Consider the following 23,633-nt stretch of genomic DNA (forward strand, 5'->3'; position numbering starts at 1 on the left):
GGGGTTCAGCCTCCGGCCACGATGGAGCGCACCGCTGCGCGGGCGGTCATGATGCAACCAGGCAGGAAGGTGCCTTCCAGGGATCGTTTGCCATTAGCACCACCGCCACCGAAGCCGGCTGCCTCGCCAACACAGTAGAGGCCGCCCACCGGCTGCCCATGGCCATTGAGAACGCGACTCTGCAGATCGGTCTGCAAGCCACCCAGGCTTTTGCGGGTGATCAGCTGCATGCGGATGGCGATGAAGGGGCCGGCGCCCGGTTTCTGCAGCGGGGCCGGCTTGCAGGTGCGCAGGCGGTCCGGCTTCCATTCCCTGGCATGCTGGATCATGCGGATCTGGGGATCGTCGTGAAGGCTGGTGCCTGCGGCGAAGTTGGCATCAAAGGCATCGGCGGTGGCCTTGAGTGTGGCCGGGTTGATGTCGTTGGAACAGGTGAGCGCGTTCATCTTGCCGGCCAGTTCCGTCAGGCTGTCCGCCACCAGGAAATCCCGGCTTTCGTGCTGCATTTGTCGTATCAGGGCGTGATTGCCCAGCAACAGTTCTTTCACGAACAGCGGGAACTGTTTATCGCGGATGCGGGCGTTGTGCTCGGCGCCGGAGATGGCAAATTCCTTGGCGGCAATGCGCCAGTTCAGCAGGTGCCACGTCCAGGGCTTTTCCTGTTCCGCCACCCTCTGGCATAGCCAGTGGGTGTCAAAGCCGGTTACCAGGGGCTCCGGGCCAATCCGCTCCCCCTGGTGGTTCAGCCACAGCGCGGATTTGCAGGGTATGGTGGACAGGCCGTGGCCGGGGAAATGGGGGTACGGATGCGGGAAGCCGGCGGCGTAATTCCACATTTCGCCGGCGTGGGTAATCTGCCCCCCGAGGGCATCGGCCACCCAGTGATGCATGCGGCCATCGGCATAGGGATGGGCGCCGTTCAGCATGCGGGTGGGTTGCGGGCGATCCACCGGCCAGTTGGCGCGGCACTCTTTGTGGCTGCCGTTGATGCCGCCGGTGGCAAGAACCACGGCCGACGCCGCGAAGCGGACTTCTTCACCGGTGGCTTCGTTAATGGCCAGAGCGCCGCTGACTTTGCCTGCTTGGTGGTCCAGTTCGGTGATGCGATGTTGGTGCAGCAGTGTGAGCTTGCCGCTGGTGTTTTCCCGATGCAGCGCCGTCATCAGGCAACGCACCAGTTCCCGGGCGGTGCCCCAGACCACATGGTAACGGGGCAAACGGTTGCCATCGCCGAAACGGCCACGCTCAACCCAGTTAACGGCCGGCAGGAATTTAATCCCTTCTTTGCTGAGCCAGTCGTAGACTTCGGAGCGTGAATGCTCCACATAGTAACGGGCCCATTGCAGGGGCAATTCATCCTCGGGTGCCAGCTCGCCGAAACTGAGCCAGTCTTCCAGGGCGATTTCCGGTGTGTCGGCAATCTTCATGCGTTTCTGCAGCGGCGTGCCCACCAGCATCATTCCGCCAAAGGCCCACAGCGCGAGGCCACCCATCCGCTCTTCCGTGTCCCGGTCCGCCAGGGTTACCGACTTACCAGCACGCAAGCCTTCAAGCGCGGCGACAATGCCTGCCAGCCCTCCGCCGACCACCAGAATATCCGAGGTAATTACCTTGGCCATATCGCATCCGACCCGATTGCAATGAGTTGTCAGGTTTAAAGATATACCGGTACCATAGCTTTAAAATTGACTTTAGAGGCCAACAAAATTGACTTTAGAGGCCACGGTTTCCATTGGCTGGGTCAACACCGTGATCGGTGCTGCCGAGAGGCTATCTGTTACGGCAGACCAGCTGTTGGCCGCCGCAGGTATTCCGCACTCCGCCTGCGAACTGGAACGCTGGCCGATCGACGACATTACCCGGCTCTGGCACGCCGCCGAGCGTTGCACTGGCGACCCGGGCTTCGGCCTGAAAGTGGGCGCGGAGTTCTCGCCGATGAGCATCAGTGGTGTCGGGTTCGCGCTGCAGTCCGCCGCCACCCTTCGGGAGGCCATTGTGATGGTTCAGCGCTTTCAGCGGCTGATCTCCGATGGCGGGCGCTTCCAGGTTGTCGCCGGCAATGCTGCCACCTGGCTGGTTTACCATCCCAGGCAGGGCCGACTGGCGTTCAGTCCCCACCAGATTGAGGCGGTGCTGGCATCGGTGGTGGGCTTCGGGAGCTGGGTTACGGGAACCCGGATGCAACCGGCCCGGGTGCAATTCAGTCAGCCCCGGCTCGGGCCGCTGGCCGGGTACCAGACCGTGTTCAACTGCCCGGTGGAGTTCGAGCAGGCATTCAGCGGCGTACAGATCGACAACTCCGTTCTGGACCAGCCCCTGCCCCAGGCGGACCCCCAGCTTGCCCAGGTGCACGAGCGCTACACCAATGCCCGCCTTGCCGCCCTCTCCATTAACAGTGCCTCAGTGCCGGAAATACGCCGATGGCTCACTGCTCGCATCGGGCCGGTGCTGCCCCGCCGTTCAGACGCCGCGGAAGCCCTGGGCATCAGCGAACGCAGCCTGGCCCGGCGGCTCCGGGAACAGGGCCAGACCTTCGATGGGCTTGTTGACGACGTTCGCCGCGAAAAGGCTCTGCAGGCGGTGGCCGATTCCAGCTCTTCCCTACCCGAAATCGCCGAGGCGCTGGGCTTTGCCGAGGTAAGCACGTTTTACCGCGCGTTCCGGCGCTGGACGGGCATGCCGCCGGTGCGGTGGCGCAAGCAGAAGCATCTTGGCTAACGAGAGCTTTACCTCTCAGGATGGGTTGCCGCCCAAGGGCAAATTCCTGTTGAGCAGCAGCGAACCAGCAAGTACCCTGCTGAACAGACACCACAGCCCGAGGCCTCATGAAGCCCGACTCCCATCAGCTCCCAGGCAATGCCATCGACGCACAGAGTTCGCAGTCGCCCGAGCGCGTCGCTGGGCTGATTCACCATGTGGCTCAGAAAGACCGCCAGGCTTTCGCCCTCCTCTACCAGGCAACGGCCCCGAAACTTCTGGGCACCGTGTTGCGTATCCTCAGAGACAGAGCATGGGCAGACGATGTTATTCAGGACACTTACCTCAAGATCTGGCAAAGGGCCGAACAGTTTCAGTACGGCAAATCGTCGCCCATCACCTGGCTGGTTTCGATCGCCCGTAACAGCGCAATTGATGAGCTGCGCAAACACCCTGCCGGTCGTACCACGAACAGCGATGAGCTGGACGAGATGCCGGGAAGACAGTCAACGGCCCAGGAACAGTTGGAAGACCAGCGGGCGGCAAATAAACTGAATCACTGCATCGACCAACTTGAGAAAGACCGACAGGACATGGTACGCCTGGCCTACCTCAACGGCTGGTCCCGGGAAGAACTGGCAAGCCAGTTCGAGCAGCCAGTAAATACCATAAAGACCTGGCTGCACCGCGCCCTGAAACAGATCAAAAGGTGCCTGGAATCATGACGGAACGCGACGACCTGGACATGCTGGTTGCAGAGTACGTTCTGGGCACTTTGCCGGCCCCGGAGCGGGAGTATGTTGAAACCCGACGCCGCGAGGATCCCAAGGTAGAAACTCTAATCCTGCAGTGGGAAGAGCGACTGGGCAGGCTGGCAGATGAAACCGAGCCCGTTCAGCCCTCGCCTGCGCTGTTTGCAAAAATCGAGAAGGCGCTGGACCGCATCGAATCGACGCCCCGGCAGCCTTCCGAAACCCTCAAAGTGGTTGCTTTGCGCAGCCAGCTGAACCGCTGGCGCTGGAGTACGGCAATTGCTTCGGCGGCTGCCCTGGTGTTGGTGGCCATTCTGGCGTTCCAGCCACAACCCACGCCACAAACTCAGTCTTTCGTGGCGGTGTTCCAGCATAATGATGAACAGCCTGCCTTCCTGCTTACGGTGGACCTGGAGGCGCAACGGCTCAATATCCGGCCGGTGACCGCTGAGCCAAGGCCCGGAAAATCCTATCAGTTGTGGATCAAGGCGGACGAGCTGGGACCAAACCCGCGTTCAGTGGGCGTTCTGGGCAACGATTTCAGGCTTGATGAGGGAGCATTGAGCGGTTACGAACCGGCCCTTCTCAAGGAAGCCACGTTTGGCATCAGTGTCGAGCCCGAGGGCGGCTCACCGACAGGTCAACCCACCGGGCCGGCGATTCATGGCTACCTCTACCCCACCGATGGGAACAATCCGTAGTCAGCATCACAAAAAATCACCGGTGCCTGAAACTTTGCGCATCCGCTCCCGTAGCTGCAGTTAACCCGCCCAACAACAACCCAACGGGCGGGAAATACTGAGACTAAGGAGAACGCAATGACCAAGCACGCAAAAACATCCGCACTTCTGGCCGCCCTGCTTTCCGGCGCATTCGCAACCGGCTCGGCACTGGCCGCTGAGCACAAAGCCGGAGTCTGGACCAATGATCAGTCCGTTGCCAACGGTGTAGTATCCGCCAGAAAGGTGGTTGCCGAACAGAATGGCTGGCTGGTGGTTCACCGCACCGACGAATCCATGAAGCCCGGCCCTGTCGTTGCCCATGCACCATTGCGCAAAGGCATGAACATGGATGTCGCGGCTATCCTGACCGAAGAGGTGCAATCCGGTGACATGCTGATGCTGATGGTTCACAGCGAAGACGGCGGCATGAAAACCGGAATTTTCGAGTACACCCTGGGTGCCAAGGAAGACGGCCCGATCAAGCGGGACGGAAAGCTGGTGATGTCGACCATTACCGCGAAATAATCGCTGCGGAATTGCCGGCTGCTAGGCTCACTGGCGAAAGCGGCCGGCAACACGAACCGCAAACAAACCTACCTGCCATCTCCCTTCACGCCCAACCTGTCCAGATACAGATGAAGCTCCGCCTCGCTCATATCCACGTATTCGAGCACCCGGCCATACAGCATGGCAGTCGGCACGTTGCGGCCTTCCAGCTCGCGCTGCGTTTGCTGCAGAACGTAAAGAATGATTCGCTCGGTACGCGTCAGGCCATCGCGCACATCGGGGATGACTTCAAGGAGGGCTTGATGATCGTCTGAAAATTCCATCATGTACTCGGAGTGGGGCCTCGTTCCAGTACATGGTAGCAGGCCGGCAGCGAAGCCCACAGAGGACAGCGCTGCCTTTTCGTGCCTTATCAGATCTGTTTGTAGACCACCTCGGACAGCCGGCTGCGGTTACCATCGGTATCCAGGGTGCGGATAGCGAAGTACCAGGTACCCTCAGTCAGCTCGTCTACCAGCAACTCATCCACCGAGGCATCACCAATGGCCAGGCTCTGGTCCAGGTTTTCAGCGCTGGTGCCGTAAACCACCTCGAAGCCTGCGATTTCGCCCATGGCCAGGCTCTCGCCATTCTCGCGGGTCAGCGGCGCGGTCCAGCTCAGCAGTGCTGTATTTGCCGGGACAGTTTCCTCGGGCGTAGTTTCAGTGACTGGCTCACTGGTTTCAGTGTCTGTCCCGGTATCTGCGACGGTTTCGTCAGTCGTGGTATCAGTGGTTGTATCACCGCCTGAGGTGACATCGCCTGACGTATCCGGCTCGGTTGTTCCGGCAACCTGCTCGTCTGTTGAACCAGTCGAGGTATCGGTAGAGGTATCCGTACTGGTATCCGTTGAGGTGTCGGTGGTGGTCTCGCCCGAGTCGGCAACACCGGTGTCAGTCTCTTCGTTTACATCGGCAATGGTCTTAAAGCGCTGCACGTTGCGGTACTCGACAACCACCAGTTTCTGGCTGATGACGCTCGAATCAACCGCATTCTGAAGCTCAGAAGACTGCAGGGCAGCGGCACTGATAAGGTCCGCCAGCGCCACATTGGTGCCATCACCCATCACGCTGATCTGGCCGGTGGCACTGACCTGTGAGGTAACATCCGCCAGCACATCAGAAATGGAATCCCACTGGGTGTTGTCGTTAACCAGAGCCAGAAAAGCCGCGTTGGCAATCGCCACCTGAATGGCGTCAGCGGATACACTGGTCATTTCATCCAGGCTGGTCAGGTCCGGCGGGGTCAGGCGAAGAGCGCCGGCCGGGAGCCCGAACCAGTTTTCGACCGTGGAATAGGCATTGGAAATGGCAACCGGTGAAAGGCCGTCGCCGCTACGCTCGGCCAGTGTTACGGCGAGGTGGGTCAGCGGAGTGAGGTTGACGGTTTCCATGCGCAGATCGCCGGCACCAAGGAGGCTGAAACTGCTATCCAGCGGCATGGGCTGACCAAATGCCACCGGCGCACTACCCGGCTGATCACACTGGGGCACCACATCGCAGATCATGCGGGTGCCGCCATCAGCCGTCAGTTCAACCAGGGCCCAGCCTTCGGCCTTACCGCGAAGCTGCCACTCGTAACTGCCGTCGTCTGCCGTCAACACCGGTTTTGCTGCCTGGCGCTGGGGGGCGTAATAGCCATCTTTGTCCGCAATCAGACGGTTGGCAACAACCAGCCCCTGCTGGATGACACCTTTCATCGCTGCGCCAGCAATCTGGACCGTTGGCTCGGCCGCGACCGAAGACTGTGTCGAGGCATTGTCGTCTTCACTGGAAATGTCCAGACCGCAGCCCGATAGCAAGACCGCCGCAGGAAACATCAGCAGTCCTTGCTTCGTTAGTTTTTTGCCGCAATATGACATCGTTTCACACCAATTATTTGACGAATTTGAGCAAATCTTACAGCGGCAGTTTTCGGTTATATGCGGCGCAGTTCCGGATTTACCGGGGCAAGTCCGTCAGGAATTTGGCGGTTACGGAGGGATACACGTTGTGATGGAAGGTTACAGCCTGATGCCCGAATCAGGATGCATAAGATATTGTTTTGTTGTGATTTTGTGTTCGACGCTCTTTTTCAGGCTTTGAGCTTATAAGGATCGGCGGACTCCCCGATTACAAATTTAAACGTTGACAGAACGAGAGCGATTTCACAGTTTTCCGGAGAATCAAACGCCCAACCTGTCGCGCAACGCGTAATACCAGGCGCCCATTGCCGTCAAAGGCACCCGGAAGGCCCTTCCACCCGGGAACGGGTAATGGGGCAGGCTGGCGAAGGCATCAAACCTTTCCGCCTGACCCTGAATTGCCAGTGCCAATGCCTTACCGGCTACATGGGTAAAGGTGACTCCGTGCCCGGAGCAGCCCTGCGAGTAGAACACGTTCTCGTGCAGGCGCCCCAGCTGAGGCAGGCGCGACAGGGTGAGAAGGAAATTACCGGTCCAGGCGTAGTCGATCTTCACGTTCGCCAGTTGTGGGAAGGTTTTTAGCATATTCGGACGAATCAGCCTTTCGATGTTAACCGGGTCGCGGGCACCGTAGACCACACCACCGCCGTAGATCAGGCGTTTGTCGCCAGACAACCGGAAGTAGTCCAGCAGGTAGTTGCAGTCTTCGACACAGTTGTCGCTGGGCAGCAGCTCTCTGGCGACGGCTTCGTCCAACAGCTCGGTGGCAATGATCTGCGAGCCGCATGGCATGGATTTGGCGCCGAGTTCCGGTATCAGACCGCCAAGATAGGCGTTGCCCGCCAGAACAACCGTTTGCGCCCTCACCTCACCCATCTCGGTTTTAACGGTTACGGTTTTACCGGGGACGATGCTCGTTACCCTGGAGTGCTCGTGAATCACGCCGCCGCGAGACTCCAGCGCAGCGGCCTCGCCCAGAGCCAGATTCAGGGGATGAATGTGGCCGCCGGTGTGATCGATGGCGCCGCCGACATACCGTTCTGTAACAACCCGGGCGCGGATAGCGTTTCGATCCAGCAATTCCAGCTGGTCATAACCGAATCGGCGCCACAGCGCCTGCTGGGATTCCAGGTGCTTGAGCTGCTTTGAATTGAGCGCGGCAAAGATACCGCCCTCTTTCAGGTCGCAGTGAATGCCGTAACTCTTCACCCGCTGGCGAATAATCTGGCTGCCCTCGAAGGCCATTTCAGCCAGCAACCCCAGATGCTCTTTTGAGGTCTGCCGCTCGATGCTGTCCAGGTCACGGCTGAAGCTGTTAACGATCTGCCCGCCATTGCGACCCGACGCACCCCAGCCAACGGTTGCGGCCTCCAGAACCACCACCCTGAACCCGGCCTCTGCCAGGAACAGTGCCGTGGACAGGCCGGTATAACCGGCACCTATGACACACACATCTGCCTCGCAGGACCCGCGCAGAGCCGGGCGCACAGGGGCCGCGTTGGCGGAAGCTGCGTAATACGAGGGAACCAGGGGATACTCGATCATTATATGACGCCAGACAGGGTGAAAGAGACGTTCAGAGGCCGGCGGCGATGCTGCGCGCCGCAGAAAGTCTATTCCAGCGCAGGGCGTTCGGAAAGACACGTTCTTATACCTATATCGAGGGCGGCGCCCGGGCATGAAAGTGCTGCTATGATTGCTCAACTCTACAGCCTGCGAGGCGCCCATGAACCAATCCGTCAGCTCTTCCACTCCCTCCAGCCAGGCCGAATGGCAAGCACTGGCCGACAACCTCACACTTGAGGGCCGCGCTTACCTGAACGGCGCCTATCAATGGGCCGTTGATGGTGGGACGTTTGCTTCAATCAGCCCGATCGACGGACGGGAACTGGCCGCCATTGCCAGCTGTGACCAGAGCGATGCGGACCAGGCTGTTCTGGCTGCGAGGACTGCTTTCGAGGCGGGCATCTGGAGCCAACTGGCGCCCGCCAAACGCAAGGCGGTGCTGCTGCGGTTCGCTGACCTTATCGAGGCCTACGGCGACGAGCTTGCCCTGCTGGAAACCCTGGACATGGGCAAACCCATCAGCCACGCCAGAACCGTGGACGTACCGGCCACGGCCCGGGCAATCCGCTGGACCGCCGAGGCCATCGACAAGGTTTACGGTGAGCTTGCGCCTACCCCCCACAACCAGATCGGCATGATTTCCCGGGAACCCATGGGTGTGGTGGCGGCCATCGTGCCCTGGAACTTTCCGATGATCATGGCGGCCTGGAAAATCGCCCCGGCCCTGGCCACAGGCAATTCGGTGATTCTTAAACCTTCCGAGAAATCGCCCCTGAGCGCTATTCGACTGGCTGCTCTGGCAGAGGAAGCGGGCGTCCCCGCGGGCGTTTTCAATGTGCTTCCGGGCTATGGCCACACCGTGGGCAAGGCCCTGGCCCTGCACATGGACGTGGATTGCCTGGTGTTTACCGGCTCCACGAATGTGGCCAAGCAGCTGATGGTTTACGCCGGCCAATCCAACATGAAACGGGTGTGGCTGGAAGCCGGTGGCAAGAGCCCCAACATTGTCTTCGCTGATGCGCCAGACCTGAAAAAGGCCGCTGCCGATGCAGCCAGTGCCATTGCCTTCAACCAGGGCGAGGTGTGCACCGCCGGCAGTCGCCTTCTGGTGGAGAACAGCATTCGTGCAGAATTCGTTGGGCTGATTCGCGAGGCCCTGAAAACGTGGCGCCCTGGCCACCCGCTGGACCCGGCCACCACTTGTGGCGCAATCGTCGACCAGGGACAGCTGGATCGTATTATCGACTACATTGGCATCGGCCAGTCTGAGGGCGCACGCCTGGTGGAGGGTGGCCAGCGGATCATGGAGGATACCGGCGGTCTGTTTGTTCAGCCCACGGTGTTTGATGGGGTAAACAACCAGATGCGTATTGCCTCTGAGGAAATCTTCGGGCCGGTGCTCTCGGTCATCGGATTCGATACCACCGAGGAGGCCATCAGCATTGCCAACGATTCCATCTATGGCCTGGCTGCGGCGGTATGGACCTCGAATATCAACACCGCTCACAAGGTAGCCAAGGCCCTGCGGGCTGGCAGCGTGTGGATCAACCACTATGACGGCGGCGACATGACAGCGCCTTTCGGTGGCTTCAAACAGTCCGGCAACGGCCGCGACAAGTCGGTCCATGCCTTCGACAAGTACACCGAGCTCAAGGCCACCTGGCTGGTTCTGGAATAAACAGGAAACGCCGCTTCACAAACGAGAACGGCGCCTTGAAGGCGCCGTTTTTGATAATCCCGCATCTACTAGACTGTGTGCAGGTACCAGAGATACTCAAGATCCGAGATGGTCATCTCGAACTCATTCAGCTCATGCTCCTTGCAGGCCACGAACACGTCCAGAAACTCCCGACCGAGATAGTCAGCCATGACTCTGGATTGGCCCAGCTCCCGCAAGGCATCCCGCAGGTTATTCACCAATGAGGCCTCGTGCTGTTCATGGGCATTACCCACGGTGACCGGCGGTGGTTCGATCCGGTTGGAGATACCGTAATGCATGCCCGCCAGCACGGCTGCCATCAGCAGGTACGGGTTGGCATCGGCGCCGGCCACACGGTGTTCAATTCGAAGAGCTTCAGGATCACCGCCCGGCAAACGCAGTGACGCAGTCCGATTATCCACGCCCCAGGTAGCCGCACTGGGCACATAGTACTCCGGGCTGAACCGTCGGTAGGAATTGATGTTCGGGCAGAACAACGCCATGGCATCGTTCATGGTGGCCACCAACCCGCCCACGGCCCAGCGCAGCATGTCGTTTGGCTGCTCGGCGTCGCCGGCGAATACGTTGCGGCCCTCACTATCCACCAGGCTCACGTGCAGGTGCATGCCACTGCCGGCCTGGTTGTGATACGGCTTGGCCATGAAGGTGGTGTCCATTTCATGGTCGTAGGCCATGTTCTTGATCAGGCGCTTGAGCAGGGTGGCGTGGTCGCAGGCTTGCACGGCGTCATCCACGTAATGCAGGTTGACTTCAAACTGGCCGGGCGCCGATTCGGCCACCAGCGCATCCGCCGGCAGCTCCTGCTCGTGGGCGGCATCCAGCACGTCCGCCAGGAATTCCGCGTACTCGTCCAGATCATCAATGGAGTAGGCCTGGGTGCCCGCCGGGCGTTTACCCGAAAGCGGCGATTTCGGCGGCTGCGGGCGACCGGAGAGGTTCTCCTGGTCGATCAGGTAAAACTCCAGCTCAAAGGCAGCCACCGGGGTCAGCCCCAATTCCTCAAACCGCTTAATAATGTTCTGCAATACCACCCGCGGGTCGGCGAAAAACGGTGTCTCACGGTCCAGCTCATACATGGTCAGCAGCAGTTGCGCGGTGGGCCGCTTCTGCCAGGGCTCCATGGTGAGGGTGTTCTCAATAGGCAGGCAGACGCGATCTGCCTCGCCGATGTCGAGCCCCAGACCGGTTTCCTCCACCGTGGTGCCCTGGATGTTCAGGGCAAAGATGGAAGCCGGCATGGCCACGCCACGCTCAAATACTTTTGCCAGCGCAGACGGATCCACCCGCTTGCCGCGAACAATGCCATTGATATCCGGGATGAGCAGATCAACAAACTGCAGTTCGGGGTGTGCCAGAAGGAACGAGTCGGCACTCGTAGAACCAGAAGCCATAGGGAACGCCTTCCACAACGCAAACAGGCCTGGTGCCGAGGAGCCGGCGCAGGAGTTTCAACACTCCTTTATCCCGGTTTCCGGGGTGTTTGGCAAGATAGGGACATACCACAAATCCCGGAGTTAAATTTTTATAGCGCAACCCGGAATCTCATGATACATATCGCGAGAATTCGGCGGATTCCCAACCGCCGTTTCCAGGACAAGCCTTAAAGGAGTCAAAAGGCGGCGACGGGTTCCGTCCGGGACAACAGCCAACTGCGGCCACCCTCAGCAGACCTGCACAACACTGCGTGCGTCCTGCACGTTTTGTATTAATCCCTTTTGAGTGAGGGACATCATCCAATGTTGAAGTTGTGTAAGCCACAGGCGCTGGCCGCCTCTGTTGCGTTGTCTCTGTGTGCCTCCTCCGCTTTTGCAGCCGAGGAAGTGCGCGTCTACAACTGGTCCGACTACATCGCCGAGGACACCCTGGCGAAGTTCACGGAAGAAACCGGCATCAAGGTGATCTACGACGTTTACGACAGTAACGAGATCCTTGAAGCTGCCCTTCTTTCCGGTCGTTCCGGCTATGATCTTGTTGTGCCCTCCAACCACTACGTGGCCAAGCAGATCTCTGCCAACGCGTTCGTGGCTCTGGACCACAGTAAACTGCCAAACATGAGCAACCTGAACCCGGATCTGATGGACGATCTGGAAAAGGTTGACCCGGGTAGCCAGTTTGCCCTGCCCTACCTCTGGGGTACCAACGGTTATGGCTATAACGAAGGCCGCATTCAGGAAATCCTGGGCGACAGCGCCCCTACCGATTCCTGGGCCCTGGTATTCGATCCGGAAGTCACCGGCAAGCTCGCCGCCGGCGGCTGCGGTATTGCCATGCTGGATTCCGGCGAAGAGATGGTGCGTGCGGCCATGGCCTACATCGGCCTGGACCCGAACAGCAACAACGCCGACGACATCAAGAAAGGCGGTGAGGTGATCAAGGCCATTCGTCCGAACATCACCTACTTCCATTCGTCCCGCTACATTGGCGACCTGGCCAACGGTGACCTGTGCGTGGCTGCCGGTTACTCCGGCGACATCCTGCAGGCCGCCGCACGCGCCGAGGAAGCCGAAAATGGCAACTTGATCCGCTACACCATTCCCAAAGAAGGCGCGGCGCTGTGGTTCGACATGATGACCATTCCGGCCGGTGCGCCGAACGTGGAGAACGCCCACAAGCTGATGAACTTCCTGATGCGCCCGGAAATCATCGCCGATGTGACTAACTACGTGTGGTACGCCAACCCGAACAAGCCGGCCAACGAGTTTGTTGATCCGGAGATTCTGAGCGATACCAGCATCTACCCCACAGACGAAGTGATGAAGAAGCTGTACATCATGGAAGGCCGGCCTCAGGACGCCCAGCGTCTGATGACCCGCACTTGGACCAACGTGAAGTCTGGTCGTTAAGCGGTGGAAAACGGCAACAACACCTCCGCGCAAGCGGAGGTGTTACTCAGCATTCGGGGCATTTCCAAAAGCTTTGATGGCACGCTGGCCGTAGACAACGTCAATCTGGACATCCACAAGGGCGAGATCTTTGCCCTTCTGGGTGGCTCGGGTTCCGGCAAGTCCACGCTGCTGCGCATGCTCGCAGGTTTTGAAACGCCCAACGCCGGCACCATCATGCTCGACGGCCAGGACGTTACGGCTCTGCCCCCGTTCCTGCGCCCGACTAACATGATGTTCCAGTCCTATGCCCTGTTCCCCCACATGACGGTGGAGCAGAACATTGCCATGGGTCTGAAACAGGACAAGCTGCCGAAAAGCGAAATTCGCGACCGTGTGGCGGCCATGCTGAAGCTGGTCAAGATGGAACCCTATGCCCGGCGCAAACCCCAGCAGCTTTCCGGTGGACAGCAACAACGGGTTGCCCTGGCCCGCTCACTGGCCAAACGTCCCAAGCTGCTGTTGCTGGACGAGCCCATGGGTGCCCTGGACAAGAAGCTGCGTACCGAAATGCAGCTGGAACTGGTGGAAATTCTGGAAAATGTTGGCGCCACCTGCCTGATGGTGACCCACGACCAGGAAGAAGCCATGACCATGGCCAGCCGTATTGCGATCATGGCCCAGGGCCGGATTGCCCAGATCGGCTCGCCCATCGATATCTACGAGAGCCCGAACAGCCGCATGACGGCAGAGTTCATCGGCTCGGTGAACATTTTCGAGGCGCACATCCGCGAAGACGAGGCCGACAGCATCACGCTGACCAGCACCCTGCTGGATGCGCCGGTGTTCATCGACCGTGGCGTAACCACGCCAGCGGAAACCACCGAAACCCTGATCGCCCTGCGTCCGGAGAAGATCTATCTGACCGCCGACAAACCGGACGGCGAGCACAACTGGAGCTGCGGTACGGTGGACAACATTGCCTACCTGGGCGACATCACGTCCTACTACGTGAAGCTGGCCAGCGGCAAACGGGTGCAGGCGACCATGGCGAACGTCGAACGTCGTGGTGAGCGGCCAACCTGGGGCGACAGGGTATTCGTATCCTGGGAAGCCTCCAGCCCCATCCTGCTCTGGAACTGAGCCGATGAGACGCAAACTTTTACCCGCCCCTCTGACCGAGCGGGTGCGTGCAGTCCTTTTCAATCGGCGGGTGGTGTTCGGTATCCCGTTCCTGTGGCTGCTGCTGTTCTTCCTCCTGCCGTTTGCGCTGGTGCTGAAGATCAGCCTGACCTCGGCGGTGATGGCCATTCCCCCTTACGAGCCCGTATTCCGGTGGGTGGACAACACCTTCTCGGTGGTGGTGAATATCGGGAACTACCTGTTCCTGCTGTCCGACAGCCTGTATTTCGCGGCCTACTGGGGATCGGTGAAAACCGCCTTCCTGGCCACCGTCGTGTGCCTGCTGATTGGCTACCCGATGGCGTACGCCATGGCGAGGGCGCCCAAGCACTGGCAACTGGTGTTGCTGTTGATGGTGATGCTGCCCTCCTGGACCTCGTTCCTGATCCGGGTCTATGCCTGGATGGGCATCCTCGGCAATCAGGGGCTGCTGAACAGTTTCCTGATGTGGCTGGGTTTGATTGACCAGCCCCTCAAGATGCTGAACACCAACTTCGCAGTGGTGCTGGGCATCGTCTACGCCTACCTGCCGTTCATGGTGCTGCCCATCTACACCAATCTGGTGAAGCTGGATGTGCGCCTGCTGGAAGCAGCCTCAGACCTCGGTTGCCGAAGCCTGACCACCTTCTGGGCCATCACCCTGCCGCTCTCAAAGGCCGGCATCCTCGCCGGCTCGATGCTGGTGTTTATTCCCGCGGTGGGCGAGTTCGTGATTCCGGAGCTGCTCGGCGGGCCGGACACGCTGATGATCGGCAAGGTGTTGTGGGAGGAGTTCTTCAACAACCGCGACTGGCCGGTGGCGTCTGCCCTCGCGATCGTGATGCTGTTGTTACTGCTGGTGCCGATTGTGCTGTTCCATCGGTTCCAGGCCCGGGAGATGGAAAAGCATGGTTAAGTCACGCTCGTTCAGTTTCTCAAAGGTCATGCTGATTCTGGGCCTGCTGTTCCTGTACCTGCCGATGTTCGTGCTGATCGTGTATTCGTTCAATGCGTCCCGGCTGGTATCGGTTTGGGCCGGATTTTCCACCCATTGGTACGGCGAGCTGTTCCGGGATGAGCAGATTCTGTCGGCGGTTTGGATGAGCCTGCGGATTGCCTTCTACTCCGCCAGCATGGCGGTGTGCCTGGGCACGCTGTGTGCGTTTGTGATTACCCGGTTCAAGAAGATGCGCGGGCGCACGCTGCTGTCCAGCATGATTACCGCGCCGCTGGTTATGCCCGAGGTCATAACCGGCCTGTCACTGTTGCTGCTGTTCGTGCAGATGGCCCAGACCATTGGCTGGCCGGTTGACCGCGGCATGGCAACCATCTGGATTGCCCACACCACCTTCTGCAGTGCCTATGTGGCGGTGGTGGTATCGGCGCGGTTGCAGGAAGTGGATCGCTCCATAGAGGAGGCGGCCATGGACCTGGGTTGTACGCCCCTGAAGACCTTCTTCGTGATCACCCTGCCGGTGATTGCTCCGGCGCTGGTGTCCGGCTGGCTGCTGGCATTCACACTGTCCCTGGACGACCTGGTGATTGCCAGCTTCGTGTCCGGGCCAGGGGCGACCACGCTGCCGATGGTGGTGTTTTCATCCGTGCGGATGGGGGTTTCGCCGAAGATCAACGCGCTGGCCACCCTGATCATTCTGGCAGTCTCGCTGATTGCGTTCATTGCCTGGTACCTGATGCGTCGGGCGGAACGGAAGCGGTTGCAGACTCCGGACGCCTAGCCCACCGCTTTAGAGCGCATCGGGAAAGGCGGAGACAAGGTAATCCACCAGCGCCCGGACTTTGGGCGTCACGAACTTGCGGGTGGGATAGACGGCGTAAACGCCAAGTTCGGTGGAGCGATAGTCAGGCATCAGCTCCACCAGCCGCCCGGCTTCCAGGTCTTTGTGTACCAGAAAACCGGGCTGCAGCACGATGCCCTGCCCGGCCACGGCAGCGGCGCAGCAGGTTTCACCGTTGTTGGCATACATCCATGGCCGGACCCGCACACTGGTCTTGCCGTCCGGGCCCTCAAAGGGCCAGTCATTGCCCGTGGTGAAGTTGCTGTAGCCGATGACCCTGTGGCTCGCCAGATCATCCGGTTTGACGGGGAAGCCATGGGTGGCAACGTAATCCGGCGAGGCGCAGGCTATTAACCGGGTGGAGGTAATCCTTCGGCTGACCAGTGTAGAGCTTTGCAGGGTGGCAATCCGAATGGCCAGATCAAAGCCTTCCTCGACGATGTCCACCAGCCGGTCCGAGAGGTCGATCGACAACTCCACGTCCGGATAGCGGGCGTGAAATTTTCCCCACAAAGGTGCCAGGTGGCTGATTCCGAAACTGACCGGCGCATTCACCCTTAATGTGCCCCTTGCGACATCATTACGGGCGGTAATTTCTGCTTCGGCCTCCTCAACCCCGGCCAATAATTCCCGGCACCGGACATAGAACACCTCGCCCTCCCCCGTGAGAGACAGGCGGCGGGTGGTCCGCTGCAACAACCGAACCCCGAGACGGCTTTCCAGTTCGCTGACATAGCGCGAGACAGCGGCCTTGGACATTCCCAGATTCTCTGATGCAGCGACGAAGCTGCCGGCCTCAACCACGTTGCAGAACGTCTGCATCTCCAACAGTCGATCCATTGTCTCAAATTCCGGAACAGTTAATTCAATAAAGCCATGTTTATCCCGTTTATTGATATTTGTAAAGTTCTCCCACGGTCAAAACACACCCAAGGAGATTCATCATGAACAACGCATTCCTGAACAAACTGATCAGCACTGACGCAGGCTGGGGCGCATTGGCCCTCCGGATTCCCGTCGGTATCATTTTCGCCGCTCACGGCGCCCAGAAACTGTTTGGCTGGTTCGGCGGCTACGGCCTGGAAGGCACGGGGCAATGGATGGATTCCATCGGGCTGAGCCCGGGCTACCTGATGGCCCTGTTGGCCGGTGGCGCGGAATTCTTCGGCGGCCTGGCACTGATCATCGGCCTGCTGGTTCGCCCTGCCAGCGCGGTACTTGCATTTGCCATGCTGGTCGCCATTTTCAGCGTTCATATCGGCAACGGCCTGTTCATGAGTAACAATGGCTACGAGTTTGGCCTGGCCTTGCTGGCCGTGTCGGTGTCCCTGGTATTCAGCGGCGCAGGCCGCGCGTCCATTGATCGCGCGATTGCAGCCCGATAACCACCGCAACCCGGAGGAGCAATCATGAGTCTGTTTGTTTCCCACGGCGCTCCCACCTTCGCACTGGAGCCGGGCCTCGCTGGCCCGGCCCTGACGGAGCTGGGCAAACGCCTTACCAGGCCCGAAGCTGTGCTGGTGGTGTCACCCCACTGGATGACGCCGGAAGTCCGGGTGGGCGTTTCCGGAACGCCCGAGACCATTCATGATTTTCGCGGCTTCCCATCCGAACTGTATGAACTTGAATATCCGGCATCCGGGCATCCGGAACTGGCCCATACCACCCTCGCCTTGCTTGAGGCAGGAGGCTGGAAGGCACGAGCTGACGAAAAGCGGGGCCTGGATCACGGGGCCTGGGTTCCCCTGATGCACCTTTTCCCCGATCACTCGGTTCCGGTGTTTCAGGTTTCAATGCCTGCCAATCTTGACCCTGCCTCGGCCTGGCAGCTGGGCCAGACCCTGCAGCCACTCGAGCATGAGGGTGTGCTTGTTGTCGGGTCGGGGAGCCTTACCCACAACCTGTATGAGGTTCGCTGGGGGGACGAGAACGCCTCTGGCTATGCTCGGGAGTTCACGGATTGGGTTCGCGCAAAGGTCACGGCAGGCGACCACCAACAATTGATTGCGACGCTGGAGAAAGCGCCCCATGCACAACGTGCGCACCCCACCACAGAGCACTTCCTGCCTCTGTTGGTGGCGGCCGGTGCGGCCGGGGAACAGCAACCCGGCGTGCTGATTGATGGCGGGATCGAACACGGCGTTCTGGCCATGGATGCCTTTGTTTTCAGGCATCCGGCCTGAAGCCGTGACAATCATCCAACCCCGGGCAATGCAAAAGGGCCACCCCCAGAGGTGGCCCTTTTGGTTGTCAGGGAAAAAAGTGCGTCAGCCCAGATTCTTTTTCACGAACTTCTGGATCTCGCCCACGATACCGCTTCGGAAAGCCAGAACCGTGATCACGAAGATGCCTCCAAGAATCGGATCTACCCAATCCCGTAAGGGACCCTGGGAAAGGTTGTACTCGATATTCACCACGAAGGTTGCACCCACCACCGGGCCCAGAAGGGTGCCCATACCGCCGACCAGGGTCATCAGGATGACCTCGCCCGACATATGCCAGTGCGCATCGTTCAGGGAAGCGAGCTGGAACACGACGGATTTCATGGAACCTGCAAGACCGGCCAGCGCTGCGGAAATCACGAATGCCAGCACCTTGTAACGATCCACGTTATAGCCAAGCGATACAGCGCGGGGCTCGTTCTGTTTGATGGCCTTCAATACCTGACCGTACGGACTACTGACAATGCGCTGTACCAGCAGATAGCAGGCGATAAACACCGCTAGCACGAAATAGTACATGTTAAGGTTATCCTCGAGATTGATGAATCCCAGCAGCTCACCCCGGGGGATACCGTGCATACCATCTTCGCCGCCCGTGAACTCGGACTGGACGAAGAAGAAGAAAACCAGCTGCGCCAGGGCCAGGGTAACCATGGCGAAATAGATGCCCTGCCGACGAATCGACAACAAGGCAAAGCCAGTGCCCAGAACCGTGGCCGCCAGGGTGCCGGCGATGATCCCCATCTCCGTGGTAAGCCCGGAGTAATTGCTGAGCAGGTAACCGGTGGTATAGCCACCCGTGGCCAGGAAGGCCGCATGACCGAATGACAGCAGGCCGGTGAACCCGAACAGGAGGTTGAAGGCAACCGCAAACAGCGCGAAGCACAGGATTTTCATCAGGAAGACCGGGTAAATCACAAACGGCGCAGCGAGCAGGATAAGCAGCAGCACGCCGTTGAGCATCATTTTCTTGCGATCCTGGTTGGCCTGTTCCTGAACGATAGACTTGTGAATATCGGCGGAATTGACTGGCTGATTCATGTTTATGCCTCCTTACCGAACAAGCCACTGGGACGGAACATCAGAACCAGAACCATGACCAGGAAGATGACCGCCGAGGAAGCCGGCGGGTAGAAGGTTTTGGTGAGGCCTTCAATAACACCCATGAGAATACCGGTGATGATAGCGCCGCCAATGGAACCCATACCCCCGATAACCACAACCGCAAAGACCGTAATCAGGGTGGCAGACCCCATGACAGGGGTCACCGAGTAAATCGGCGCGGCCAGGACGCCGGCAAACGCTGCCAGCGCCACACCAAAGCCGTAAGTCAGGCTGATCAGGAGGGGCACGTTGATACCAAAACCCTGCATAAGCTGGGAATCCTCGGTACCGGCCCGCAGGTAGGCACCCAGCTTGGTTTTTTCAATCACAAACCAGGTTCCGAAGCACACGACCAGTGCCGCAACGATAACCCAGGCCCGGTAATACGGCATGAACATAAAGCCGAGATTCACACCGCCTTTGAACATGTCGGGCATGGTGTAGCGAAGGCCCGACACACCAAACCAGTTCACGAGCACGCCGGTGATGATCAGCGCCACACCGAAAGTCAGGAGCAGGCTGTAAATATGATCTTGCCCCGCGATGCGGCGCAGCAGGAAATACTCTATGACGACGCCGAAAGCGCCGACCAGCAGGGGGGCCAGCAGGAGCGCGACCCAGTAATTAACGCCCAGATAGTCAAACATCAGGACGGTGGTCATGGCGCCAAGCATGTACATGGCACCATGGGCGAAGTTGATGATCTTCAGCAAACCGAAGATGACCGCGAGCCCAAGGCTCAGAAGGGCGTAAAAGGCGCCATTGATGATTCCGATCAGGAGCTGGCCGGAGAGCACAGCTACAGGGACGCCGAAAATCATGGACATTGGGCTAACTCCAGAAGCAGCACAGGGGTTGGTTGTTGTTCTTACTCAATTCTCTGAGTTGCGGGCTCACCCTGCCCTGTTGCCGGGTGAGCCCTGATGCCGGTCTTAGTTGTTAACCAGCTTGCACTTGCTCTCGGAGAGCGGACGGTAAGATTCTTCCGCCGGAATAGTCCTCAGGATCTTGTACAGATCCCACTCATTCGTGGACTCAGCCGGGGTTTTCACTTCCGCCAGGTACATATCGTGCACCATGCGGCCGTCAACACGGATCTTGCCGTTCTTGGCAAACATGTCGTTGATGGGCGTATCCATCATCTGTTTGCGCACTGTCTGGGCATCATCAGACCCGGTCGCCTTGACTGCGTTCAGGTACTGCATGGTGCTGGAGTAGATACCGGCGTGAACCATGGTCGGACGAACACCGGTCTCTTCCATGAAGCGATCAGACCATTCACGGGTCTCGTCGTTCATGTCCCAGTACCAGCCGGTGGTCAACTGGATGCCCTGAGCGGTTTCCGCACCCAGTGCGTGCACGTCAGTCAGGAACAGCAGCAGAGCCGCGAGCGTCTGGCCAGACTGGGTGACACCGAACTCACTGGCTGTTGTGATGGCGTTGGTGGTGTCAGCACCGGCGTTTGCCAGGCCGATTACATCAGCGCCGGACGCCTGGGCCTGCAGGATGAAGGAGGAGAAATCCTGGGTCGGGAACGGATGGCGCACGGTGCCGATCACTTCACCGCCGTTAGCCTCAACAACGCGGGTAACGTCGCCTTCCAGAGCGTGGCCGAACGCGTAATCCGCAGTCAGCATGTACCAGGTTTTGCCGCCCTCTTTAACCACCGCACTGGCGGTACCGTTGGCCAGCGGATAAGTGTCGTAAACGTAGTGGATGTGGTTCGGGGTGCAGTGCTCGTTGGTGATACTGGAAGCGGCTGAACCGGAGATGATACCCAGGCGATCGTTCTCTTCCAGAATCTTGCTCACGGCAATGGAAACGGAAGAAGCCACCATACCGGCCACCAGATCAACATCCTCGTTCTCAACCCAGCGACGAACGGTGCTGGAGGAAGTATCGGGGCTGTTACGGTCATCAGCACTGACCACTTCGATCTTGGCGCCATTTACCTGACCACCAAAATCAGCGATCGCCATTTCCAGGGCCTTCAGCCCGTTGGGACCTGCCAGGTCACGGTAGGTGCCGGACATATCTGCCAGGTAACCGATCTTGACCGTGTCGTTGGAAATAGCCGCTTGGGCTCCGCTTGCCATCATGGCTGATGCAACGGCTGATGTCAGAAGCTTTTTCATCATTGTCATTGTTGTATCTCCGCTACTGTCTTGCGTTGGTTCGGGTTGTTGTTGCTTTTCTTGCTCTCGTCCTATCCGGGATCAGACCCCCAAATAGCGATCCAGCACCGACTGCTTGGAACTCAGTTCGTTGGCGCTGATTTCTTCCACAATCTGACCGTGCTCAACAACGTAATGACGGTCGGCTAACGGTGCTGCGAAGTGGAAATTCTGCTCAACCAGGACAATGGTCAGCCCCTTGTTTTTCAGGGCAATCAGGACCTCACCCAGCTTTTCTACAATAACCGGGGCCAAACCCTCGGTGATTTCGTCCAGCAGCAGCATGTTGGCGCCAGTGCGCAGAATGCGCGCCATAGCCAGCATCTGCTGCTCGCCACCGGACAGCTTGGTGCCCTGGCTGAAACGTCGTTCATACAGGTTAGGGAACATGTTGTAGATTTCTTCCAGGCTCATGCCGCCACTGCGCACAACTGGCGGCAGCGTCAGGTTCTCCTGGACACTGAGCGAGGAAAAAATGCCCCGATGTTCGGGGCAATACCCGACACCCAACCTGGCAATGTGGTGAGGCGCACAAGACATCGTTTCCTCACCGTTAATCATGATTGAGCCGGTGCGCCGGCCAACCATATTCATAATGGCTTTGAGGGTTGTACTCCGACCTGCACCATTGCGGCCCAGCAGGGTCACCAGCTCACCACGGTGCACCACCATATCGATACCATGGAGGATGTGGGATTCGCCGTAAAAGGCGTGCAATCCCGAGAGTCGGAGCTGCTCGTATTCGCGATCTGATTTACTGGTCATTGCGCCGCCTCCGACTGCTCGCTGTCAGCGGTAGTACCCCGCTCTCCACTACCATCACTACCCATGTATACCTCGCGCACCCTTGGATCTGCAGAGACCGAGGCGTAATCACCCTCGGTCAGAACAGCCCCCTGAGCCAGCACGGTGATGCGATCGCACAATTTGCTGACCACGCTGAGGTTGTGCTCAACCATCAGAACGGTTCGTCCCGCTGCCGCCTTGCGTACGAGCTCTACCACACGATCCACGTCTTCCGAACCCATGCCCTGGGTTGGCTCGTCAAGCAACAGGATTTCCGGCTCCATGGCCAGCGTGGTTGCCAATTCCAGTGCACGCTTGCGCCCGTAGGCCAACTCAACGGTGGTGGTATTGGCAAACTCTGCAAGGCCAACGGCATCCAGAAGCTCCATGCAGCGCTGATTCAGCTTGTGCAGGGAATTGCCGGATTTCCAGAAACTGAAGGAGGTGCCCTCGAACGTCTGCAAGGCTACGCGGATGTTCTCCAGCGCTGTCATGTGAGGGAATACGGCAGAGATCTGAAACGAGCGGACAATGCCCTGGCGGGCGATGGCGGCGGACTTCATGGTGGTGATGTCCTGATCCTTGAACAGGATCTGACCACGAGTCGGGATCAGGAATTTGGTGAGCAGATTGAAGACCGTGGTCTTGCCAGCACCGTTAGGGCCGATCAGGGCGTGAATATGGCCTTTCTGGACCTTCAGGTTCACGTCGTCGACCGCAACAAAGCCCTTGAATTCTTTGACAAGGTTACGGGTCTCCAGAACGTACTGTTCACTCATGAGCCAATCTACCTTTGTTATTGTTGTGCGTTTTATCTGTTTACCAGATTAGATTGACGTATACGTAAACGTCAACACTTAATTGCAGTTTTTAAGTACACTCTCGCTACGCAAAAAGTCGTATAGAAGGTCTACTACCTGGTCCTGCTTTTCCAGGTGCGGAGAATGCCCGGCATCCTCCAGAATCACGCCGTGGGCGCTCTCCCCGATGCCAGCAACGATGTCTGCAACCTGTTCAGGCACGCCGTATTCATCGTTCTCCCCTTGAATGATCATAGCCGGACATTCGATCGCTGCCAGCCAGCGACGGAAATCCATGGCTGACTGAAAGCCCTCATCGCGCCAGACTGTCTGCCAGGCATTGAAAAGGTCGTCGGTCCGGTCGCCATGATAACGTGCCAAACGCTCCCGGATATCGGTCTCCCGATAACGAACAGCCATCTCCTCTATGCCGGCAAGGGTAAGGTGATCCGCATAGATATGCGCAGCCATGGTTATCAGAGCCTTCACGCGTTCACCCATGGTACCGGCCGTCACGAGGGCAATGGATCCACCATCACTGTGCCCTACCAGCACAATATCCTGAATTGCGAGCTTGTCCAGCAACCTGGGCAACCACCGATGACCGGCAACTTCCAGGTAATCATAGGGGCGAGGGAGCTCTTCGTCAGACGAGTGGCCATAACCCTGACGATTGTAGATCAGTGCGTCGCAGCCGGTGGCTTTGGCCAGTTTTTCCGGAAACTTCCGCCACAGGGCAATGCTACCGAGGGACTCATGCAGAAAAACCAGCACCGGCCCTTTCGGCTCCTTATGCTGGATTCGTCTGACCTCCAGCTCCACACCGTCGCCCACCGGCACCATCGTGTCTCGAATCTGCATG

The 23,633-nt window shown here is 58.9% G+C and carries 23 protein-coding genes; 11 read left to right on the plus strand and 12 right to left on the minus strand.

Annotation, left to right across the window (positions count from 1 at the left end; all coding sequences use genetic code 11):
* Positions 1–5 precede the first annotated feature (5 nt).
* A complete protein-coding gene (locus GJU83_RS12460) occupies positions 6–1,619 on the minus strand; it encodes an FAD-dependent oxidoreductase (protein WP_069184264.1) in 1,614 nt (537 codons plus the stop codon).
* A gap of 88 nt (positions 1,620–1,707) precedes the next feature.
* Between GJU83_RS12460 and GJU83_RS12465 the strand changes: the two genes are divergently transcribed.
* From GJU83_RS12465 to GJU83_RS12480, 4 genes are all read left to right on the plus strand, one after another.
* Positions 1,708–2,718 carry an AraC family transcriptional regulator gene (locus tag GJU83_RS12465; protein WP_069184263.1) on the plus strand — a complete coding sequence of 337 codons (1,011 nt, stop codon included), beginning with the start codon at positions 1,708–1,710 and terminating at the stop codon, positions 2,716–2,718.
* A 107-nt stretch (positions 2,719–2,825) separates the two neighbouring features.
* On the plus strand, positions 2,826–3,422 hold the full coding sequence (locus GJU83_RS12470; RefSeq protein ID WP_069184262.1) for a sigma-70 family RNA polymerase sigma factor: 597 nt from the start codon (positions 2,826–2,828) through the stop codon (positions 3,420–3,422).
* Positions 3,419–4,150, plus strand: coding sequence for an anti-sigma factor (locus GJU83_RS12475; RefSeq protein WP_069184261.1), 732 nt, complete (start codon positions 3,419–3,421; stop codon positions 4,148–4,150). The genes GJU83_RS12470 and GJU83_RS12475 overlap by 4 nt, the downstream gene beginning before the upstream one ends.
* 117 nt (positions 4,151–4,267) lie before the next feature.
* Positions 4,268–4,696, plus strand: coding sequence for a DUF7282 domain-containing protein (locus tag GJU83_RS12480; RefSeq protein ID WP_069184260.1), 429 nt, complete (start codon positions 4,268–4,270; stop codon positions 4,694–4,696).
* A 68-nt stretch (positions 4,697–4,764) separates the two neighbouring features.
* Here GJU83_RS12480 and GJU83_RS12485 read toward each other — a convergent pair whose 3' ends face one another.
* The 3 genes from GJU83_RS12485 to GJU83_RS12495 form a co-directional block, all read right to left on the minus strand.
* Positions 4,765–5,001 (minus strand): hypothetical protein, encoded by a 237-nt coding sequence (locus GJU83_RS12485; RefSeq protein ID WP_069184283.1) that lies wholly within the window; start codon positions 4,999–5,001, stop codon positions 4,765–4,767.
* Between the two features lie 89 nt (positions 5,002–5,090).
* Entirely contained in the window at positions 5,091–6,536 is a 1,446-nt protein-coding gene (locus GJU83_RS12490; protein ID WP_069184259.1) for a fibronectin type III domain-containing protein, read from the minus strand.
* A gap of 345 nt (positions 6,537–6,881) precedes the next feature.
* Complete coding sequence (locus GJU83_RS12495; protein ID WP_069184258.1) at positions 6,882–8,165, minus strand: NAD(P)/FAD-dependent oxidoreductase; 1,284 nt, start codon at positions 8,163–8,165, stop codon at positions 6,882–6,884.
* A gap of 181 nt (positions 8,166–8,346) precedes the next feature.
* Here GJU83_RS12495 and GJU83_RS12500 point away from each other — a divergent pair, with 181 nt between their 5' ends.
* Positions 8,347–9,864: an aldehyde dehydrogenase gene (locus GJU83_RS12500; RefSeq protein ID WP_069184257.1), complete on the plus strand. Its 1,518-nt coding sequence runs from the start codon at positions 8,347–8,349 to the stop codon at positions 9,862–9,864.
* A 68-nt stretch (positions 9,865–9,932) separates the two neighbouring features.
* Here GJU83_RS12500 and GJU83_RS12505 read toward each other — a convergent pair whose 3' ends face one another.
* Entirely contained in the window at positions 9,933–11,297 is a 1,365-nt protein-coding gene (locus GJU83_RS12505) for a glutamine synthetase family protein (RefSeq protein WP_069184256.1), read from the minus strand.
* 345 nt (positions 11,298–11,642) lie between these two features.
* Between GJU83_RS12505 and GJU83_RS12510 the strand changes: the two genes are divergently transcribed.
* From GJU83_RS12510 to GJU83_RS12525, 4 genes are read left to right on the plus strand one after another with little or no spacing between them, the layout of a single operon-like run.
* On the plus strand, positions 11,643–12,749 hold the full coding sequence (locus GJU83_RS12510) for a polyamine ABC transporter substrate-binding protein (RefSeq protein WP_069184255.1): 1,107 nt from the start codon (positions 11,643–11,645) through the stop codon (positions 12,747–12,749).
* Positions 12,750–12,752: 3 nt separating this feature from the next.
* A complete protein-coding gene (gene potA, locus GJU83_RS12515) occupies positions 12,753–13,871 on the plus strand; it encodes a polyamine ABC transporter ATP-binding protein (protein ID WP_069184254.1) in 1,119 nt (372 codons plus the stop codon).
* A 4-nt stretch (positions 13,872–13,875) separates the two neighbouring features.
* Positions 13,876–14,805, plus strand: coding sequence for an ABC transporter permease subunit (locus tag GJU83_RS12520; RefSeq protein WP_069184253.1), 930 nt, complete (start codon positions 13,876–13,878; stop codon positions 14,803–14,805).
* Positions 14,798–15,625, plus strand: coding sequence for an ABC transporter permease subunit (locus GJU83_RS12525; RefSeq protein WP_069184252.1), 828 nt, complete (start codon positions 14,798–14,800; stop codon positions 15,623–15,625). Before GJU83_RS12520 ends, GJU83_RS12525 begins: the two co-directional genes overlap by 8 nt.
* 9 nt (positions 15,626–15,634) lie before the next feature.
* Here the strand turns inward: GJU83_RS12525 and GJU83_RS12530 are convergent, their stop codons facing one another.
* A complete protein-coding gene (locus GJU83_RS12530) occupies positions 15,635–16,525 on the minus strand; it encodes a LysR family transcriptional regulator (RefSeq protein ID WP_069184251.1) in 891 nt (296 codons plus the stop codon).
* Between the two features lie 104 nt (positions 16,526–16,629).
* Here GJU83_RS12530 and GJU83_RS12535 point away from each other — a divergent pair, with 104 nt between their 5' ends.
* The gene (locus tag GJU83_RS12535) at positions 16,630–17,070 is read left to right on the plus strand and encodes a DoxX family protein (RefSeq protein WP_069184250.1); all 441 of its coding nucleotides are present in this window, start codon (positions 16,630–16,632) and stop codon (positions 17,068–17,070) included.
* A gap of 24 nt (positions 17,071–17,094) precedes the next feature.
* Positions 17,095–17,868 carry a DODA-type extradiol aromatic ring-opening family dioxygenase gene (locus GJU83_RS12540; RefSeq protein ID WP_069184249.1) on the plus strand — a complete coding sequence of 258 codons (774 nt, stop codon included), beginning with the start codon at positions 17,095–17,097 and terminating at the stop codon, positions 17,866–17,868.
* 84 nt (positions 17,869–17,952) lie between these two features.
* On the opposite strand, the gene GJU83_RS12545 is transcribed toward GJU83_RS12540, so the two are convergent.
* From GJU83_RS12545 to GJU83_RS12570, 6 genes are all read right to left on the minus strand, one after another.
* Complete coding sequence (locus GJU83_RS12545; protein WP_069184248.1) at positions 17,953–18,948, minus strand: branched-chain amino acid ABC transporter permease; 996 nt, start codon at positions 18,946–18,948, stop codon at positions 17,953–17,955.
* A gap of 2 nt (positions 18,949–18,950) precedes the next feature.
* The gene (locus GJU83_RS12550; RefSeq protein WP_069184247.1) at positions 18,951–19,838 is read right to left on the minus strand and encodes a branched-chain amino acid ABC transporter permease; all 888 of its coding nucleotides are present in this window, start codon (positions 19,836–19,838) and stop codon (positions 18,951–18,953) included.
* 105 nt (positions 19,839–19,943) lie between these two features.
* The gene (locus GJU83_RS12555) at positions 19,944–21,155 is read right to left on the minus strand and encodes an ABC transporter substrate-binding protein (protein ID WP_069184246.1); all 1,212 of its coding nucleotides are present in this window, start codon (positions 21,153–21,155) and stop codon (positions 19,944–19,946) included.
* Positions 21,156–21,227: 72 nt separating this feature from the next.
* On the minus strand, positions 21,228–21,950 hold the full coding sequence (locus tag GJU83_RS12560) for an ABC transporter ATP-binding protein (RefSeq protein WP_069184245.1): 723 nt from the start codon (positions 21,948–21,950) through the stop codon (positions 21,228–21,230).
* On the minus strand, positions 21,947–22,750 hold the full coding sequence (locus tag GJU83_RS12565) for an ABC transporter ATP-binding protein (protein ID WP_069184244.1): 804 nt from the start codon (positions 22,748–22,750) through the stop codon (positions 21,947–21,949). Before GJU83_RS12565 ends, GJU83_RS12560 begins: the two co-directional genes overlap by 4 nt.
* A gap of 78 nt (positions 22,751–22,828) precedes the next feature.
* Entirely contained in the window at positions 22,829–23,632 is an 804-nt protein-coding gene (locus tag GJU83_RS12570) for an alpha/beta fold hydrolase (protein WP_069184243.1), read from the minus strand.
* Between the last annotated feature and the right edge of the window lies 1 nt (position 23,633).

Origin of the sequence: Marinobacter salsuginis (genome assembly GCF_009617755.1) — a bacterium.
In the GTDB taxonomy this organism is placed as follows: Bacteria; Pseudomonadota; Gammaproteobacteria; order Pseudomonadales; family Oleiphilaceae; genus Marinobacter; species Marinobacter salsuginis.